The following is a 19,040-nucleotide window of genomic DNA, read 5'->3' as shown; positions in this document are numbered from 1 at the left end:
TGGTCGCCCCGAAGTCTCAAAAGTTTTTGAGAATTAACCTTTGTACTCAACAACCAGCTGATCGATGGCACCAAAGATAGATTGCTCATTTTCATCCAGCATCTCGATACGCACGCGATCGCCGAAACGCATGAATGAGGTCGATGGCTTACCGTCGCTGATGGTCTCCAGCATACGGGTCTCGGCCAGGCAGCTAGAGCCAGCACTGCGGTCGTAGTTAGAGATGGTGCCAGAACCTATGATGGCACCGGCGCCCAGCGGGCGAGTCTTGGTGAAATGGGCAATCAACTGGCTGAAGTTAAAGGTCATGTCGATGCCACAGTTTGGCTTACCAAACAGCTCGTTGTTCAGATGGGTGATCAACGGCAGATGCACCTTAGACTCACGCCACTTGTCGCCCAGCTCATCCGGGGTCACGGCGACAGGAGAGAAGCTGCTCGATGGCTTAGACTGGAAGAAACCGAAGCCCTTGGCAAGCTCGGCTGGGATCAGGTTACGCAGCGACACATCGTTTACCAGCATCAGCAGCTTAATATGCTTCTCGGCCGAATCTGCGTCTATGCCCATTGGCACGTCGTCGGTGATCACCGCCACTTCAGATTCAAAATCTATGCCCCACTCTTCGCTGGCCAGCTCGATATCCGCCTTAGGCGCGATAAAGCTGTCAGAACCGCCCTGATACACCAGAGGATCTGTCCAGAAGGTTTCTGGCATCTCGGCGCCGCGGGCCTTACGTACCAGCTCAACGTGGTTCACATAGGCGCTACCGTCGGCCCACTGATAGGCACGTGGCAGCGGTGACAGACACTTGTTCTCGTCAAAATCGACTGTGTTGTCTAGCACGCCTTGGTTAAGGGCCTCATAAAGCTCTTGCAGTTGCGGCTGAAGCAGATCCCAGGCGTCGAGCAGCTGCTGCATGGTGTGCGCGATGGCCGGTACCGCAACAGCCTTGGTTAGATCTTTACTCACAAGCATCAGCTGACCGTCACGACGGCCGTTGTTATAACTTGCTAACTTCATACCCACTCCTTCCGAATTCTTTTCTTGCCAGACCATAGGGGCGCGCCGCTAATGGGTCTGGGACTATCAATTTGGCATAGAAATACCCTATGCGCCTCAAGATAGGAATAGCGTGATACAAATCACACTCCTTCCCTTAACATTCAAATTTGTAAACAATTCATGACAGGCAGAGAGAACCCCAAATTCATGGGGTTTCGGCCTTGTCTCTGCCTAGAAAACCGCCAGCCAACTGGCAATAAGGTTTTACATCCCTTTTTGCTTGCTGATCTTATATTCTCTCAGCTTGTTGGCGATAGCCGTGTGCGACACCCCAAGTTTCTTCGCCAGCTGGCGGGTACTGGGGTAAGCCGGATAGAGACGTCTGAGCAGACTCGCCTCAAACTGCTTCATCGCCTGATCCAGACTGCCCTCAAACTGATGATCGAAATAGCCAAAGCCCTCGGCGTATGACGGTAGTTTTAGCTGATCCACCGTCAGCTCCGCCGAGCCATCCCACATGGATACCGCACGGAAGATGGCGTTTTTCAGCTGGCGCACGTTACCCGGCCAGGCATAGCCCAGCAGGTGCTCACGGCATGGGGCCGAGATACGACGAATAGGAATAGACAGCTGCTGGCTGTAATGCTCGAGGAACATCTCGGTCAGGGGGATCACATCCACCTTGCGCTCTCTGAGCGAGGGCATATGGAAACTGAGCACATGGATGCGATAGTAGAGATCTTCGCGGAACTCGCCGGTCTGGCACAGCTCGGCCAGATTCTTCTGGGTCGAGCAGATGATGCGCACGTCAGAGCGCACCTCCACATCGCCGCCCACCCGGCGGAAGGTGCCATCCTGCAGCAGACGCAGCAGTTTGACCTGGGCCGCCTTGGACATCTCCGCTATCTCGTCTAAGAAGACGGTGCCGCCTTTGGCCTCTTCAAAGAAGCCGCGCTTGACCACCTCGCCACCGCTGACATAACCGAAGAGCTCCTCTTCGGCGGCGCTGTCTGGCATGGCGGCGCAGTTAATCGCAATAAAGGGATGCTCACGACGCATGCTGGCATCGTGGCAGGCTCTGGCCATCAGCTCCTTGCCTGTGCCCGTCTCGCCCGTGATCAGCAGAGGCGCATCGAGCTGGGCCATGCGTCTGGCCTGCACCAACACCTCTTTCATCTTGTCGCTGACCGCCAGCACATTCTCAAACCCTGTGGTCTGATTCTGTAGGGCGTTAAACTGCTTGCCGACCCGTGCGGGTGATTTGAGGGAGACTACGGCGCCGGCCAAAATGGTCTTGTCGTTCTCGTCGGGCAGATAGATGGGTAGCATCTCGGCCAGGTATTCGCTCTGGCCTATGTTGACCCGGGTGGCCTGAGCCAACACTAACGGCTCGCTGAGCCAGCGGTTGAAGTTAAAGCCCTGTACCCAATGATTGAGGGGTTCGTCGAGCACCTCGTGCTCGCCCATGTTGACCGTCATCAGCGCCGACTCGTTGACGATACGGATCCGACCCTTAACGTCGATGGAGAAGACTGAATCCGGCAGCGTCTTCAGCAAGGTCTTAAGCGCGTAATGCTCCTGCTCGGAAGGCATGAAAGAGACGGTGCGCACGTCGTGCACCCCTTCCACCTTCCTGATTAACGGCAACAGCTCACTGAGCACATCAAAGTTGACCTCAGCAAACTGCAGATAGAGAAATCCCTGGTTACTGGCGTCGATAGCTATTAGGTTAATGCCATAGCCTTCGAGGATCACCAGAATGTCTTTTGCTAGACCCACGCGGTCGATGCAACTTACTTCTAAGCGCATACCCTTTCGTCCCTTTTTATATTTATTACTTCACGGTTTTTGGGATTATCGCGAGCATGGTTGCGTCTCATGCCAGAAAAAGTGTGACACGCCACGCAGAAATGCCGATAAAACGCCTATACGTTAGAGTGTAATGAGATTTGTGGCAAGAGTTGTTTACACCGGATTCGAAAAGCAACCAAAAAAACAGCGCCATAGCTAGGCTATGACGCTGTTTTTAAATCAATTTTAACTTAGTCCAATAACTGGTCTGTCTTGGCCGCCATGATGAAATCGTTGCGGTGTAGGCCCTTGATGGAGTGAGACCACCAGGTCACAGTGACCTTGCCCCATTCGGTTAGAATGCCGGGATGATGGAACTCTTCCTCGGCTAAGTCTGCCAATTTATTGGTAAATTCCATCGCCAGCTTAAAGTTTTTAAACTTGTAGACACGCTCAAGCTGCATGATACCGTCACGCACCTCGACGCCCCAATCTGGGATCATGCGGATCAGCTCGGCCAACTCGGCGTCTGTCACCTTAGGCGCGTCGGCCTGGCAGGCTTCGCATTTCATTTGGGCTAATTCAGTCATACTTCTTCCTTCTGATTTTCTTATCTGGCTCTATTAACTGGCTTGCTTAACTGGCTTTCGATTTTGGCTCAAACATGGGGGCATGTAGCCCTAACTGACGCGCCTTAGTCACGGCACCCATGATGTCCATTTTGACGATTTCGTCTAAATAATCAATTGAATCAATAGCGTAATAAATTGGCTGCATGATATCGATTCGATAAGGGGTTCTTAAGATATCCAACAGATCGAAAGGCTTCACCACCGGGGTGTCGCTCATGGCGTAAAGGGTCTCACCTGGCGAACTTAATATGCCGCCACCGTAGATCTTCAGCTCATCGTTGGCCTGACGGATTAAACCAAACTCCACGGTAAACCAGTAGAGTCTGGCGAGAAAGACACGCTCCTCTTTCGAGGCGGCCAGACCCAACTTACCGTATTCGTGAGAGAAACGGGCAAATGAGGGATTGGTCAGCAGCGGGCAGTGACCGAAGATCTCGTGGAAGATATCGGGTTCCTGCAGATAGTCGAACTCCTCCTTGCTGCGGATGAAGGTGGCAACCGGAAACTCCTGGTTCGCCAGCAACTGGAAAAACTTCTCGAACGAGATCAGCGCCGGTACGGCAGCCGTCTTCCAACCTGTGGCCTGTTGCAGCACAGCATCGATTTCGCCAAGCTGCGGGATGCGATCTGCAGGCAAGGCAAGATCTTCGAGGCCTTTCAGATAGGCATCACAGGCATAGTGGGGCAAATTGCCCTTCTGTCTGTCGTACAGCGCTTGCCAGATCTCATGTTCATTGTCAGGGTATTGGATGAACCCTTGGTTATCAGGCAGTCTGGCCTGATACGTAGTTTGTTTACTCATGATAAATACAACACAAATGACTGCTCCTGCCTCCATATTTGACTAAACGCCAGAGTTTGTTAACAGGATCACACTTTATAATTTGGCTTAAGCGCCGCTCAAGATGTAACCTCAAATTTACATCAGGCAGAAAATGAAAATTTAAATCGTTTTTATTTATGCACTTACAGAGAAAAAAACATGTAACACTCTTGACACAAATGCCGACATTGACATCAATTTCATCTGCTTACCCCATGAGACAAATTTTTATGTAAAGGTATTTTACATCCTCTGAACGATCCCTTTTCTGGCATCCAGCGTACCGCTACAGGCTTCAGGATAGGGCTAAGGCCGATGCCGAATAGTTCGACAGACGTCGAGAAGCTAGCGGCCAAAGCGCCTAAATCTCCTGGCTTTTCAGGGCGTTTTTATTAGAATAAAAGGGCATTTTGCGCAGCCAACTAGGATTAGGATGAAACAGCACAAAGTTCGCAAGGCCGTTATTCCCGTCGCGGGTCTCGGCACACGCATGCTTCCGGCAACCAAGGCGATCCCCAAGGAGATGTTGCCCATAGTCGATAGACCCTTGATCCAATACGTGGTCAACGAGGCGATAGCCGCCGGGATCAATGAGATAGTCCTGGTCACCCATGCCAGTAAGAACTCCATCGAAAACCATTTCGACTCCAGCTTCGAGCTCGAGGCCCAACTCGAACGCAGGGTAAAGCGTCAGCTACTGGCCGAGGTGCAGGCCATCTGCCCAAGCGACGTGACTGTGATCAGCGTGCGCCAATCTCAGGCCAAGGGGCTGGGCCACGCCATCCTATGTGCCCTGAAGGTCGTGGGCGACGAGCCCTTTGCAGTTTTGCTGCCGGACGTCATCATAGACGATGCCAGCTGCGATCTCAGCCGGGATAACTTGGCCGAGATGGTCAAGTTGTTTGATGAAACCGAAGTGGGCCAGATCATGGTCGAGGGCGTACCAGAGAGCAGCGTCGACCAGTATGGTATCGCCGATGTGAACGGCCATCAGCTGGAGGCCGGGCAATCTAAACCCATCAATGAGTTGGTGGAGAAACCTAAGGTGGGCCAGGCGCCATCTAACTTAGCGGTAGTTGGCCGATACGTGCTACCTAAGCAGATCTGGCAGCTGCTGGGCAAGACCCCCGCCGGCGCCGGCGATGAGATCCAATTGACAGATGCCATCGCCATGTTGATGAACAGCCAAACCGTCAACGCCTATTACATGCATGGCAAGAGCCATGACTGTGGCAACAAACTCGGCTACATGCGCGCCAATGTCGAATACGCGCTGCGCCATCACGAAGTGGGCAGGGATTTTGCCGACTACCTCAAAACATTAGTTTCAGATTTACAACAGGATAAAGATTAATGACGATTTTAGTCACTGGTGGCGCAGGCTACATAGGTAGCCACACTGTCGTTGAGCTACTTAATGATGATCAACAGGTAGTGATCATAGACAATCTGAGTAACTCAAGCGTCGAGGCCCTCAAACGGGTCGAGCAGATCACCAATAAAGGGGTCACCTTCTATCAGGGCGACGTGCTCAACAAGGCCTTCCTGCAGAAGGTCTTTAACGACCATGATATCGATGCCGTGATCCATTTTGCCGGCCTCAAGGCGGTCGGCGAGTCGGTAGCCCAGCCGCTGCGTTACTATGAAAACAACGTAACCGGTACCTTAGTGTTGTGCGAGGTGATGGCCGAATTTAATGTGAAAAACCTAGTGTTTAGCTCATCGGCTACCGTCTATGGCGATCCCGCCTCACTGCCCATTACCGAAGATTTCCCCACGGGTGCCACTAACCCCTATGGTCAGTCTAAGCTGATGGTAGAGCATATCCTTAAGGATCTGCACCACTCGGATCCCAGCTGGAACATCGCCAGACTGCGTTACTTCAACCCTGTGGGTGCCCACGAGAGCGGCCTCATAGGCGAAGATCCCAACGATATCCCCAATAACCTGATGCCCTTCATCGCTCAGGTTGCCGTGGGTCAGCGCGAGAAGCTTAGCGTCTTCGGCGACGACTACGACACCCATGATGGCACAGGGGTGCGCGACTATATCCATGTGGTGGATCTGGCTAAGGGCCATCTGAAGGCGCTTGCAAAACTCAACACCCAGCCAGGCTTAGTCACCTATAACCTGGGCACAGGCCAAGGCTACAGCGTGCTGGATATGGTCAAGGCGTTCGAGAAAGCCTGTGGCCATACCATCGCCTACCAGATCGCGCCGCGTCGTCCTGGCGATATCGCCGCCTGCTACGCCGATCCTCACAAGGCGCAGACAGAGCTGAACTGGCAGGCCACCCACACCATAGAAGATATGGCCAACAGCAGCTGGCACTGGCAGTCCTCTAATCCGAGCGGCTACAAGGCCTAAAGCAAACGGGGGCTCAGGCCCCCCATTTGATAGCAAGTGAATCTATGAGCAATCGCATCAACCAAAGCCGCCGCAACCTCTTCAGTCGCCGCAAGAGCCAGGTGATCCGCCCGCCCTGGAGCCGCACAGATGTCGAATTTACCGATATCTGCACCCGCTGCGATAAGTGTATCGACGCCTGTGAGACCAAGATCCTCTCCCGTGGCGATGGTGGCTTTCCCGAGGTCAGCTTCAGTCAGGATGAATGCACCTTCTGCGGCGCCTGTGCCAAGGTGTGTCCCGAGCTGCTGTTTACCGACATCGAAGAAACTCCCTGGCAGATCAAGGCCAGTATCGACCAGAGCTGTCTGGCCAACAGCGGCATCTGGTGTCAGACCTGTAAAGATGCCTGCGATCCCAGAGCCATCAGCTTTACCGCCAGCATAGGTCAGGCACCCAAGCCTGTGATCGATACCGAGCTGTGTAACGGCTGCGGCGCCTGCGTAGCGCCCTGCCCTAATCAATCGATAAAACTTAGCTAATGTAGTGAAAAGCATTGCCAAAAAACTGACAGGCAGCGCCAAATATTAGTGGTTTTGTTACACAAAGTTTAAGGGTAATATTGGGCAAAACGGGCAAAAAGTTAATCATTATGTTTGGAAAGAAAAATAACAAAGCAGGTCTCACCTTTATCGCGCAAGGGACTAAATTATCAGGGGAAACTCATTTTGCCGGCGAAGCCCTCATCGGCGGCGAACTGCATGGCAAAATCAGCGCGACCGGTAAGCTGACAATCGAAGTCGATGGCTATATCGAAGGCGAGCTGCAGTGTAAGGAGATTAAGGTCTCTGGTGCGTTTAAGGGCAAGATGAAGTGTGAAAAACTAAACATCACCAGCACAGGTAGCGTCGAGGGTGAGATCGCCTGTAACTCGATGGAGATCTTCGAAGGGGGTCAGTTTATCGGGATGCGCGTACGCGAAGAGGTCGCCCTGCTCGCCAGCGAACCAGACATCCAAGCGATTAACCCTGAAACCAAATCTGATGCCGAACCTGAGGCAGAGTCTCAGTTAGACAATTATTTTAAAGAACTCACTAAATCTGCCTAATCTAGGTAAGCTGGGTAAGCTTGGCGAGAGCCCTATCGGGCTAAATTAAGTGGACAGCTTTAACAAATAAGGCCACAGGATTGTGTGGCCTTATTTATACCCGTCTTTTGTACCCATTTCTTGTACTCATAATAATGAGTCTATGATCAGCAGTAACTTTTAACAGGCCAGGATGACCAACTATTGACTAAGGTTGCTTCTATATTCCCTAAGCAGCGCGAGAAACTCCCTCGGCGCCCTGTCTAAACAATCTTCCGGCAAGTAAACATGGTAACCCAGCTGGGTATTGAGCTGAGCGCAGCGCCGGGCAAACATCGCCTGCACGCCACTGAAATCTGTGCCTTCTAGTGTGATGGGGGTGAATTCAGAGTTGAGATAATGCTCGAGGTCCGCAAGTTCACCGTCTAGATTCAGGGAGGAGATCAGCAGCGGGCGCTGCTCGCTCAGGAGACCAGTCGCCAGCCTGGGCGGTATATCATCGATCAGCGGCAACAGGGATTTCAGCCTGACGCCGATATAGGGCAGATCATGGCTATCAAACGTCTGAATGCTGCGAGGGATATCGACCCGTTGAATATTGTCCCATTCCAGATAGATGCTGCCCCTGTGATGGTGATACACCAGCCCCCTGGGCCTTAGCTCTATACTCACCTCGGGCTGCATCCACTTGGCTATCCCCAGCACGGTAAAGATCATGCCGAAGATGAAACAGACCATGCCCGGCCCCATCAGCGCCCGGGAGGCGATAAACATGCACAGGGCACTGATTAAGGCGATGCCGCCAATCAGGGTAAAGGTGCGCGCGTTACGCTTGGTCACCGCGCGAATGACAACTGCTTCTTGTTCCATAATCTCCAAACGCTAATCTGCCAAAGCAAATTTAATCTTAAGCCAAGTCTGCCCCAGATATTCATGGATCGAACGCTGGGAGGCTAAAAGGTTGTGGGCATCTAGCTGCCACCAGTAGCCACCCCGGGCGATAAAGTCTGCCGGCGCCCCCTGAGGGTGCATGCCAGCCTGATGAAAGATCATCATGGCCCGGGGCAGATGGGTGGCCGAGGTCACCAGCCTGAAGGGGCTATCACCTATCTCCCATTTGAGAAATTGTGCCTCCTCCAGGGTATCTTTGGCCAGGGGAAACTGAATAATCCGCTCAGGGTTCACTCCGAGCTCCATGGCGGCATTGGCCATCACCTGCGCCTGAGGCAAGGCATCACTGCCACCCCAACCACTCACCACCAGCTGGCAATCCTGCCCTAGGCTAAGTTGTCTCACCCCTTCGGTAAGACGGGCCAGTGCGGTGGCAGAGAGCTGCAGGGTGGCGCGATCGGCGATAGTGGAATCGTGACCACTGCCCAGCACCATCACCACACAGGCGTTTTCTATCGGGTCGTTGTTGACTGGGTATTGCCCCTCGAGCGGTGCGGTCAGCTGGTGACTGCCCCATTGACTGCTCGCCAGCAATAAGATAGTAAAAGAGAGTGTGATCAGTGCCTTAACGAATTTGCGTCGTCGCAGGATCAGGATCGCGATAAACATACATAATACCGACAGAGGTATCGGCATTAAGAGTTGTGAAATTAGTTTTTTTACCCAGAACATGGCTATCCTTGCCCCTAAGTCTTGCCCCCAATGAAAAGTGGGGGCAAGTGTAACCTAGGGATGCAAGGAAGTCATTACCAGAGCCAGGCGGCTCCGCGAACCCCAGATGAGCCGCCATACATGTTCTGCACCACAGGGGTACGACACTCACCACCGAGTACGTACTTAGACAGTGCCTCGGGCAATCTTGGATAGATGGCCTCTATGTTGGATACACCGCCACCCAGCACGATAATGTCGGGATCCAGCATGTTGATCATATGAGCCAGCGAGCGGGCCAGACGGTCGATATAACGCTCAAACGCCGCGGTCGCCAGCACTTCACCCTGCTCCATTCGACGGGCGATCTCGATACCGCTGGGTGCATCGCCACCGGCCGCCTTGTAGTCGCGCACGAAGCCGGTGCCAGAGATAAAGGTTTCGATGCAGTCTTTGTTGCCACAGAAACACTCGGTAGAGTTGAACTCGTCAGGGGTCATCCAGGGCAGCGGGTTATGGCCCCACTCACCGCCGATGCCGTTGCCACCGCCGTGGACCTTGCCGTTGATGGCGATACCGCCGCCACAGCCCGTGCCTATGATCACTCCAAATACCAAGCCTTTACCGGCCGCGGCGCCATCTACCGCCTCGGACACGGCGAAACAGTTGGCGTCGTTGGCTACGCGCACCTCACGCTCCAAGCGCGCACCTAAGTCCAGATCTAAGGGATGGCCATTGATCCAGGTGGAGTTGGCGTTCTTCACCAGACCAGAGAAAGGAGAAATCACCCCGGGAATACCGACACCCACAGTGCCTTTTTGGCCCAGAGTGGACTCTGCTTCGTTGACGAGTGCCTCGATGGCATCCAGGGTGACTTTGTATTCACGCGGCGTGGGGATACGTTTTCTAAACAGTTCCTTACCGGCCTCACTCAGGGCCACCAGCTCTATCTTAGTGCCCCCCAGGTCTACACCCATTCTCATCATACTCTGCTCCAATCTTATTTTCTTTTTCTTACTTATCGCGCCAATGCTTTGCGGTGGCGATAAAGTAGGGATTCAAAATATCTTCTTTCTGGTTATAGTCCAGCGGCTGGCCGTTATCGGCATTCACCACAAGACCGCCAACACTTTCCAATACCGCTTGCGCAGCCGCCGTGTCCCACTCGCTGGTCAGACCCAGGCGGGGATAGATATCCGCCTTGCCTTCGGCCAGCAGACAAAACTTCAGCGAGCTGCCGATACTGGTCATCTCATGTTCGCCTATCTCCTCGAGATAGGCCGCAAGCCCAGGGCTCACATGGGAGCGACTGCCGACAATCCTGGGCACATTCGGCGCCGCAACCGCCAGCTGGTTCAAATCTGTCACACCATCGGCGCTGGCCAACCAGGCGCCATAATGCTGGGCGCCGTAATAACATTTATTCAACACGGGCGCGTAGACGACCCCAGCCAGGGCGCGCCCCTTGTCGATAAAGGCAATATTAACGGTGAACTCACCGTTACGCTTAATAAACTCTTTGGTGCCATCCAGTGGGTCGATAAGCCAATACTGCTGCCACTGCTTACGCGTCTCCCAGGGAATATCGGCGGCCTCTTCAGACATCACGGGAATGTCTGGCGTCAGATGCGCAAGCGCCTCGACGATCACCTTGTGACTGGCCAGATCGGCCGCGGTCACAGGGCTATCGTCGGCCTTGGCCTGAATATCCATCTGGTCGCTGCCATAGACCTGCATGATGGCATCGCCCGCCTTCTTAGCTATCTCGACCAGCTCATCTAACCATTCTTGCTTAAATATATGACTCACAATATAAATTCTCTTCGTCCTGGATTGCCTTAGTATGCCATCTCCACGGCTAAGAATTTAATAACAATTTGATCATACTTTGCGTAAAAGATACTAAGCTAGGCGCGGGGCAGTGAAAAGCCTTTCGCCGCGCCTTGCATTCGTATTCAGCACCTTGTCAGGCTTGCAGCCAACCGATGAGCACCCCACAAGCCGTTAACCTTTCACCTCTATCGCCAGTACAAAATCACCACCGAAATCCCACGCTTAATTCACCTAGAAATCACCTAGGCAACACAAAGCTACAAAGCCGGGTGACTAATCCGGCAATTATCGATATTTCCCTTGTTAATTAGCCAATTAATCATCATATTCGCGCAAAAATTCTGATCGAAAAGATGAGCCGATGAAACGATACCTAGCCGTTCCCCTCCTACTTGTTAGCAGCCATTCTGCATTTGCCGCCTGGTGGATAGAACCGACCGACCTGCCGCTGCGAGCCGACATTCAACTGCTCGCCGATACTGGGATAATCAAGCAGCCGGTCACCACCTATCCGCTGATGTGGACCGGGCTCAAGCAAGATCTCGATGCAGCCGAATTGCCCGAGCTTTCTCCGGCTCAGGCCGCTGCCTACGATAGAGTAATGAGCGCCTATGCCAGACACCATAGAGACCTTAGTACCCGTGTCGGCTTGGGGGCGGCCACCGACAGCGCGCGCTTCCTGGGCTTTGGTCATGACTATAGAGACAAGGCCGAGGCCAAGGTGGACGTCGAGGTCACCAAGGAGTGGTTTAGCGGCCGCCTCTCGGCCAGCTATCATCAAGACCCGATTGATGGCAACAGCAGCCGGCTGGATAACAGCTTCGCCGCCCTTAGCCTGGGCAACTGGATCCTCAGCGCCGGCGCGCAGCAAAAATATTGGGGGCCAGGATGGGATACTGGCCTTATTCAGACCACCAATGCCCGCCCCATGCCAGGCGTAACACTGAGCCGCAACAACAGCGCCGCATTCGAATCACCTTGGCTTAACTGGATCGGCCCCTGGACCTTTACCACCAGCTTCAGCCAGATGGAGAGCGACCGCTATGTACCCGATGCCAGACATTGGGGCGCCCGCGGCACCCTCAGACCTATCTCTAAACTAGAGGTTGGCTTCTCCTGGACCATGCAGTGGGGCGGCGAAGGCTATGGCAACAGCCTGAGTGACTGGTGGGATGGCCTGTTTAATGGTGGCCAGTCTGAGGGTGATGTCACCAACGGCCAGGAAAACATGCTCGCCGGTTATGATTTTCGCTGGTCAGACACCGCCTTCGGCGTCCCCTATGGCATCTATTTCGAACGGATCCACGAAGACTATCATCACGGCAAAAACAAGCTGATCAATGCCGCCAACTTGGGCGGGGTAGACTTTATGCTAGATGCACTGAGCACCCGGGTCTTCATCGAATATGCCGATACCAAGGTAGCCTGCGGCATCGACCCAAACGCCTATAACTGTCTGTATGAGCATGGCTTTTACCAGAGTGGCTACCGCTACTACGGCAGGAGCCTGGGCAGCACCTATGATAACGACTCCGAGACCTTAGTCCTTGGTGGCATCACTCAGCTAGGCGATGGCCACAGCGTCACCAATAAGCTGCGCTGGCTCAGGCTCAACACCGACGGTATAGATACTGGCAATAGCGCAGGTGGTAACCCAGTGTCTCCTGGCGAATATGAGCGGGTCTATCAGTTCGATACCAGCTACCACAGACCTTGGTTTGAGGGCACCCTAAAACTCGGCGGCACCCTCAGCTATCGCCAGTTTGTCCATAGCGGCGGTCACGATTGGGACACCAGCCTGTATGCCCTGTGGGAAAGGAGCTTCTAGCCTAAGCTTGGCCAAGATCGACTATGGCGCTCAGCTAGGCGTTTAAGCTTTCGCGCTCCATCTCCTCCCAGCTCTGACGCTTGCGATAGATGGTCGAGGCGCTGATATCCAGCAGCGCCGCGGCCTTAGGCACATTACCGTCACAGCGGGCGATGGCCGCCTCTATGGTCTGCTTCTCGGCGATCCACAGAGGCACGATCTCATCATTGCCCATGGCTAACGCCTTGTCAGCCCCCTCGCTTGCTGCGACAGTTTCCTGGGCGAGAGTTTCATGGGCAATAGCTTCCTGACCAATAGTGCTAGCTGCGCCAAACACTCTGCTCTGGGTAGCCTCTGCTGGCGCGGCGGCACCCGAGACGATCTGCATCGGCAACATCTCCTTGGTGACACTCGGCCCCTCGTTAAGCACCACCACCTGACGAATGACATTCTGCAGTTGACGCACATTACCGGGCCAAGGGTAGCTCAGCAGCAGCTGGCGCACCTCATCGCTCAGCTCGGTAAACACCTTGCCCTCCTCGGCGGAGTACTCGGCCAGCAACTTGTTGGCCAGTAATAGAATATCTTTGCCCCTGACCCTCAGTGGCGGCAGCTCTATGGGGATCACATGCAGGCGATAGAAGAGATCTTCGCGAAAACGCCCCGCCTTCACCTCCTCCCAGGGATCGCGGTTGGTGGCGCTGACGAAGCGCACATCCACCTGCTCCTCCTTGGCGCTGCCGACCCGGTGAAACACGCCAGTCTGAATGAATCGCAACAGTTTGCTTTGCAACTCAAGGTCCATCTCACAGAGCTCGTCGAGAAACAGGGTGCCGCCATGGGCGCGGCTGGCAGCCCCCTCGCGGCTGGCATGAGCGCCGGTAAAGGCCCCTTTGGTGTGACCGAAGATCTCACTCTCTATCAGATCTTTCGGTATAGAGGCACAGTTCAGCGCGATGAAGGGACCGTCGCGGCGCGTACCGGCATGGTGCACCGCCTGGGCGCACACCTCCTTGCCGGTGCCACTCTCGCCGACGATAAACACTGAGGCCTTACTGTTGGCCACACAGTCTATGGTCTTATACACAGTCTGCATCGCCAGGGATTCGCCGATAAAGCCCATGTAATTAGACTTAGGCAGGCTGTTTTCATACTTGCTAACCAGGCTCACCAGCTGGCGCTGTTTTCTGGCGTTGCGCAGGGTAATGCTGAGCCGCTTGGCATCGAAGGGTTTCACCAAAAAATCGAAGGCGCCGGCGCGCATGGCATCCACGGCGATATCGATACTGCCATGGGCGGTGATCATGATCACCACGGTATCTGGGTACTGGGCCTGAGCCTGGGTTAAGATATCCATTCCCGACATGTCGGGTAGCTTGATATCCAGCACCAATATGTCCGGCTGCCACTGCGCCAGCTCCCTCAGGGCATCCTCGCCATAGTTGACCTGAGTCACCAGGGCGCCCTCGCCGCGCAGATACTCGGTATACAGGGCGCCAAGAGACAGGCTGTCCTCCACCAGTAAGGCGGTAAATGTCTCCTTCATTTCCATATGCACTCCTTTGAACTCAGGCATCGGCAACGCGCCGCACCGCCTCTTCTCGATTATGGGTTATCTTAGCCGCTATGGCCGCCATCGTCAGCTCGGCCACAGTAAAGAGCTCACTTAGCAAAGTTTCGACCTGCGCCCGATCGCGCCGCTGCGCCGACTGCTCCAGCGCCTTGGCGACCTCGGCCAGCGCGCTGGCGCCGAAGCTACCCGAGCTACTCTTGAGGGTATGGGCCTGGGTCTCCAGCTGCTCGAAGCTATCTTCGTCTAACTTATCGTCCCCATTTATGGGTAACTCGCGCAAACAGCTAAGGCGCGACTCAGTCTCTTTGAGATAGACGCCATACATGTTATCCAGCGAGTCCTGACCTAAGGTCTGGGTCAGCTCAGCGATCACCTGACTATCCAGCAGCCTGTCCTGGTCCGCCAGTGAAATAATCGCCTGAGTCTCGAGACGCCGGTCACTACTCTCTTTATGCCTCTCACCATATCTCTCATTATCTGGCTCTCGATAGTTATCCAGCTCATTCGAGTTCTCAGGCGCCTGACGGCTTGCCTTATCGAGCCAATAGGCGACCTTTTGGAGCAACTCGCCCCGGTTCACAGGCTTGGCGATGAAGTCTTGCATGCCGGCATCGAAGCAGTCCTCGATATCCTCTTTCTGCACATTGGCGGTCATCGCCAATATGATGATGTGCGGATGGCTCGCCAGTATGCGCCGGGTGGCCTCAAGCCCATCCATCTCCGGCATGCGCATATCCATGAGCACCAGCCCATAGTCATGCTTGGCAATGCACTGCACCGCCTCGAGCCCATTGTTGGCAAACTCCACCCGGTAACCCGCCTTGGTCAGCATGGCGCCGCCGATAAGCTGATTCGACTTGCTGTCTTCGGCCATCAAGATAGGCCGTTGGCACTGACTCGAGGCGGTGAGCTGCTCACTCTGACGGGCCGCATCTTGTGCTGGCGCGGCGCCATCTTGCAGCAGTTGCAGCATCTGCTGACGCATGAGCGGTTTTGTCACATGGCCGCTGATGCCGAGCTCGGTGATGTTCGGTCTTGGCTCACTCAGCTGGCTGTCGATCGATGCCACCAGGCTATCCATCAGGGCCAGCAGGCGGCCCTGCTCGGTCAGGTAGCCTTGGGATAGCCGCTGACAGTCAGCTTGGCTCAAACTCTGTAGGCAGGACTCATCGAGCAGGATCAGGTTGAAACGCCCCTTAACCAGATGGGGCTGAAACAGCTGCTCTGGTGAATCTACACAGACGCAGCTTACCCCATATTGGCTGTATTGCTTGCTCATCACTCTGTGGAAGTGGCTATCTGGATGCAGCAGCAAGACTCTTGCATGGGCGGGAAGATGGCGGGGCATTGCGGCTCCTTGACTGGTCAATTTCACTCTGACATCGAACTTGAAGCAGCTGCCCTGCTCTGGCAGGCTCTCCAGGGTAAGCTCGCCCCCCATGAGACGCACCAGTTGGGCTGATATCGCCAGCCCCAGACCTGTGCCGCCATATTGAGTATTGCGCTGGTCATGTACCTGACTAAACTCCTTAAACAACTTGCGCTGCGCCGACTGGCTGATCCCAATTCCCTGATCGGCCACGCTAAAGCAGAGCGAGGCCTCCCCCTGCGCCGCATCGGGCACCCAGGCCTCCAGGGTGATGTAGCCGCGATGGGAAAACTTGATGGCGTTGTCCACCAGGTTTTGCAGCACCTGCCTGAGATGCTGTAGGTCCCCCTCCACCTCATCGGGTACATTGCGATTGATAAAACAGGCGAAGGCTATCCCCTTCTCCCGCACCTTGGGCTGCAAGATATTGATCACCTGCTCCAGCAGCTTCTGCACCGAGAAGGTCTCCAGCTCGACGCCTATCTCCCCCGCCTCAATCTTAGAAAAGTCCAAGATATCGTTGATGGTAGAGAGTAGCGCGGTACCAGCCTCCTTGGCGGTCTGGGCATAGAGGCGCTGCTCCTCATCCAGGCTCGAGCCTAAGATAAGATCGACACTGCCCAGCACGGCGTTGAGTGGCGAGCGGATCTCATGGCTCATGGTCGCCAGGAAACGCGACTTGGCCTGACTGCCCGCCTCGGCCTGCTCCTTGGCGCTCTGAAGCTCGCGCTCATAGGCCAGGCGCCTTGAGATATCGTGCAAGAAGGCGGTCAGCAATATCTCATCGCCCATCTGCACAGGTACCAACTTAAGCTCTACCGGCAGCGCCTCGCCATCTTGCTTGCGGGCATGCAGGGTAATGTTAGATTTAATGCCAGGTCCATCCCCCGTCTGGCGGAAGGTTTGCAGGCAGTTGCTAAAGCGCTCATGCTGGCTGTCGACAAACAAAAGGTCAGCCATTTGAGCGCCGATGGCCTGTTTACGCCCGTAGCCAAACAGGCTGCTGGCCGCATCGTTAAAGGCCTGGATCTTGCCGGCGATATCTATGGTGATCAGCGCATCCGGGCTGGCCTCCAGGGTTGCCAGCAAGATAGCCTCGCTGCGGCGGATTCGCGCCTCTTTACGCTTGATCTCGGTGAGATCTTTCACCAAGCCCAGTAACATGGTCTGGTTGTTGATCACCATCTTGGAGATCGCCATGTCCACGGGGAAGCGCTCACCGTTGGCCCTAAGTGCCAGCAGCTCACGCTGCTTATGGCTCAACCGGCTGCGGTTAGAGGCGATAAACTGCATCAACTGTTGGTGGTATTGCTCACGATAATTTAGCGGCACCAGGTTGGCGATCGGCTGGCCTATCAGCGCATGCGCCTCATAGCCAAACAGTGAGACGATGGCCGGATTCACCTCGACTATCTCCCCCTCGACGTTGAAGATGATAAAGCCATCGACCGCCGATTCTAAGATGGTCGACAGTTGGGTATTGGCCTGCTCCAGCGCCTGGCGATTGCTCTCTACCTTGTCTAGCATGCGGTTGAAGGCCTTCGCCGTCTGCCCCAGCTCATCGTCACTGTTCACCTGCACCTGTACCCCCGTCTCGCCGCCCAGGATCCGCTCCGAGGCCAGCTTTAACGAATCCAGGTTACGGGTCAGGTAGATCCCAAGAAGCCATGAAAACAGCGCTACCAAGAGCATCTCCAGCCCGGCGATAGAGAGAAACTGCCGGGTCGCGCTGGAGACCAGCAGCTCATAATCTGTGGTATCCAGGCCAACTTCCACCCGACCGAAAGCGAATCCCGCCACTTCGATAGGCTGACTTATAGGCAACAGATGTGGATAGTCGGCCTCGCTGACCCCGGCGGCGCGCTCGTCGATAAGCAGATTCTGTTGATCATAGACGCGCACATAACGCACATGATCTTTACTCAGCAGCTCCTGAGTCAGTTCCTCCAGGGTCGACAGATCTGTGCTGATCACCGCATCCTTGGTCGCCGCGGCAAACAGGCTGATGATGGAGCTGGCGCGGCGCTGGATCTCCGCCTCATTCGAGCTCTTGAGATAATCGATACTGGTGTAGACGAGCACCAGCAACAATACGCCCTCTATTAGCGCGATCCCCAGTACCGTCTTGAGGCGAAATGAGATCATGGCGCGCCTCCCTCAGTCGATTTCAGCGGCTGGGATAGCTCACCCAGTTGCAGCGCCCTCACATCGTCCCAGTCGCTGTCACTGGCCTCGACGAGCGGTCGAAAACCTATGGCGTCCAGTGCCGCCTGCCCCGCCTGGGTGCCCGGCAGGGAGACAAGCGCCGCTAATAGGCGCTGTCTCAAGGCTTCGTCGAGTCGCACATGGGTGGCAATCGCATGGGGCGTATAACCCGGGGTGCGCCACAGCACCCTGAGCTGCTCGCGGGTCTTAGGCGTCATGTTGGCAAAGGTGCGCTGCACCCCGCCACCGGCATCGGCCAAGCCTCTGGCCACCGCCAGATAGACAGAGTCATGGGAGCCTATGTAGCGGATCTCGTTGCTGAGCCCGAGACGACTCAGATTAGCCCTGGGCAGCACGCTGGCTGCGAAGGCCGCCGGCGCGGGAAAGGCCAGGGTCTTACCATCGAGCTGGGTGATTTCTGTATAGGGCGCATCTTTTCTCACTACTATGATCCCCTGTAGCTGCTTGTCGCGCTCGCGCGCCAACGCCTTGTAGTGATCGGCTCTGCTAAACACCGCATAGTGATAGGGGTTCATGTAGGCGATGTCATACTCCCCGGCGGCGAGTCTGGCTTCGAAGGTGGGAATATCCGGCGCGGTTGCAAATTGCACTCTGATATTTGCATTTTGCGACAGCAGCGCCAGCAGTGGCGACCAGCTTTGGGCCAACTTGGCCGAGGCTTGCTGGGGCACGACGCCGAAGATAAGGGTCGGCTTGACCTCCAAATCCTTTGCCAGCGCGGGGCTCAGCAGGATAAGGGTTAAACATAGGCTTATGAAACGAGGCAGAATGTTCATCTTATTTCCTTTACACCAATCACTGTCGACGAGAGGGATAACCCCTGCTCAGCAATCGCTATGCCAAAGCTTTTTGCCTCTGTCCCTTTGAGCCCTTGACCTCTTCAGTAAGTGACCTCTCCCCAAGTGCGCCGCGCCTCCCTGCTGTCCGATGAAGATCAACACCTTAGGTC

At 55.0% G+C, this 19,040-nt stretch carries 16 protein-coding genes; 5 read left to right on the top strand and 11 right to left on the bottom strand.

What is annotated here, in order from left to right; all coding sequences use genetic code 11:
• Positions 1-33: 33 nt before the first annotated feature.
• The 4 genes from K0H80_RS07220 to phhA all read right to left on the bottom strand — a co-directional run bounded on the left by K0H80_RS07220 (position 34) and on the right by phhA (position 4,227).
• Complete coding sequence (locus K0H80_RS07220; protein WP_220073562.1) at positions 34-1,020, bottom strand: fumarylacetoacetate hydrolase family protein; 987 nt, start codon at positions 1,018-1,020, stop codon at positions 34-36.
• A gap of 246 nt (positions 1,021-1,266) precedes the next feature.
• Positions 1,267-2,811, bottom strand: a complete 1,545-nt coding sequence (gene tyrR / locus K0H80_RS07215) for a transcriptional regulator TyrR (protein ID WP_011865236.1) — start codon at positions 2,809-2,811, stop codon at positions 1,267-1,269.
• A 233-nt stretch (positions 2,812-3,044) separates the two neighbouring features.
• Positions 3,045-3,383, bottom strand: a complete 339-nt coding sequence (locus K0H80_RS07210; protein ID WP_011865235.1) for a 4a-hydroxytetrahydrobiopterin dehydratase — start codon at positions 3,381-3,383, stop codon at positions 3,045-3,047.
• Positions 3,384-3,429: 46 nt separating this feature from the next.
• Complete coding sequence (gene phhA, locus K0H80_RS07205) at positions 3,430-4,227, bottom strand: phenylalanine 4-monooxygenase (RefSeq protein ID WP_220073561.1); 798 nt, start codon at positions 4,225-4,227, stop codon at positions 3,430-3,432.
• A 454-nt stretch (positions 4,228-4,681) separates the two neighbouring features.
• Between phhA and galU the strand changes: the two genes are divergently transcribed.
• The 4 genes from galU to K0H80_RS07185 all read left to right on the top strand — a co-directional run bounded on the left by galU (position 4,682) and on the right by K0H80_RS07185 (position 7,702).
• Complete coding sequence (gene galU / locus K0H80_RS07200) at positions 4,682-5,602, top strand: UTP--glucose-1-phosphate uridylyltransferase GalU (RefSeq protein ID WP_220073560.1); 921 nt, start codon at positions 4,682-4,684, stop codon at positions 5,600-5,602.
• Positions 5,602-6,615, top strand: coding sequence for a UDP-glucose 4-epimerase GalE (gene galE / locus K0H80_RS07195; RefSeq protein WP_220073559.1), 1,014 nt, complete (start codon positions 5,602-5,604; stop codon positions 6,613-6,615). The genes galU and galE overlap by 1 nt, the downstream gene beginning before the upstream one ends.
• A gap of 44 nt (positions 6,616-6,659) precedes the next feature.
• Positions 6,660-7,136 (top strand): ferredoxin-type protein NapF, encoded by a 477-nt coding sequence (gene napF, locus K0H80_RS07190; protein ID WP_220073558.1) that lies wholly within the window; start codon positions 6,660-6,662, stop codon positions 7,134-7,136.
• Between the two features lie 110 nt (positions 7,137-7,246).
• On the top strand, positions 7,247-7,702 hold the full coding sequence (locus tag K0H80_RS07185) for a bactofilin family protein (RefSeq protein WP_220073557.1): 456 nt from the start codon (positions 7,247-7,249) through the stop codon (positions 7,700-7,702).
• Positions 7,703-7,882: 180 nt separating this feature from the next.
• Here K0H80_RS07185 and K0H80_RS07180 read toward each other — a convergent pair whose 3' ends face one another.
• From K0H80_RS07180 to cysQ, 4 genes are all read right to left on the bottom strand, one after another.
• Positions 7,883-8,551, bottom strand: coding sequence for a DUF2982 domain-containing protein (locus K0H80_RS07180; protein WP_220044800.1), 669 nt, complete (start codon positions 8,549-8,551; stop codon positions 7,883-7,885).
• A gap of 12 nt (positions 8,552-8,563) precedes the next feature.
• Positions 8,564-9,304, bottom strand: a complete 741-nt coding sequence (locus K0H80_RS07175) for an ElyC/SanA/YdcF family protein (RefSeq protein ID WP_220073556.1) — start codon at positions 9,302-9,304, stop codon at positions 8,564-8,566.
• A 74-nt stretch (positions 9,305-9,378) separates the two neighbouring features.
• Complete coding sequence (mak, locus tag K0H80_RS07170) at positions 9,379-10,269, bottom strand: fructokinase (RefSeq protein WP_220073555.1); 891 nt, start codon at positions 10,267-10,269, stop codon at positions 9,379-9,381.
• Positions 10,270-10,297: 28 nt separating this feature from the next.
• Positions 10,298-11,092 carry a 3'(2'),5'-bisphosphate nucleotidase CysQ gene (gene cysQ, locus K0H80_RS07165; protein ID WP_220073554.1) on the bottom strand — a complete coding sequence of 265 codons (795 nt, stop codon included), beginning with the start codon at positions 11,090-11,092 and terminating at the stop codon, positions 10,298-10,300.
• Between the two features lie 385 nt (positions 11,093-11,477).
• On the opposite strand from cysQ, the gene K0H80_RS07160 reads away from it, so the two are divergent.
• Positions 11,478-12,944, top strand: a complete 1,467-nt coding sequence (locus K0H80_RS07160) for a capsule assembly Wzi family protein (RefSeq protein ID WP_220073553.1) — start codon at positions 11,478-11,480, stop codon at positions 12,942-12,944.
• A 34-nt stretch (positions 12,945-12,978) separates the two neighbouring features.
• Here the strand turns inward: K0H80_RS07160 and K0H80_RS07155 are convergent, their stop codons facing one another.
• The 3 genes from K0H80_RS07155 to K0H80_RS07145 are packed head-to-tail and all read right to left on the bottom strand — an operon-like array spanning position 12,979 to position 18,867.
• A complete protein-coding gene (locus K0H80_RS07155; RefSeq protein WP_220073552.1) occupies positions 12,979-14,475 on the bottom strand; it encodes a sigma-54-dependent transcriptional regulator in 1,497 nt (498 codons plus the stop codon).
• A 16-nt stretch (positions 14,476-14,491) separates the two neighbouring features.
• Positions 14,492-18,010, bottom strand: a complete 3,519-nt coding sequence (locus K0H80_RS07150) for a PAS domain S-box protein (protein ID WP_258406197.1) — start codon at positions 18,008-18,010, stop codon at positions 14,492-14,494.
• Positions 18,007-18,867: a phosphate/phosphite/phosphonate ABC transporter substrate-binding protein gene (locus tag K0H80_RS07145; RefSeq protein ID WP_220073551.1), complete on the bottom strand. Its 861-nt coding sequence runs from the start codon at positions 18,865-18,867 to the stop codon at positions 18,007-18,009. The genes K0H80_RS07150 and K0H80_RS07145 overlap by 4 nt, the downstream gene beginning before the upstream one ends.
• Positions 18,868-19,040: the final 173 nt, after the last annotated feature.

It is taken from the genome of Shewanella aegiceratis (assembly GCF_019457495.1).
Classification (GTDB): domain Bacteria; phylum Pseudomonadota; class Gammaproteobacteria; order Enterobacterales; family Shewanellaceae; genus Shewanella; species Shewanella loihica.
This window is presented reverse-complemented; position numbering and strand designations above follow the sequence as displayed.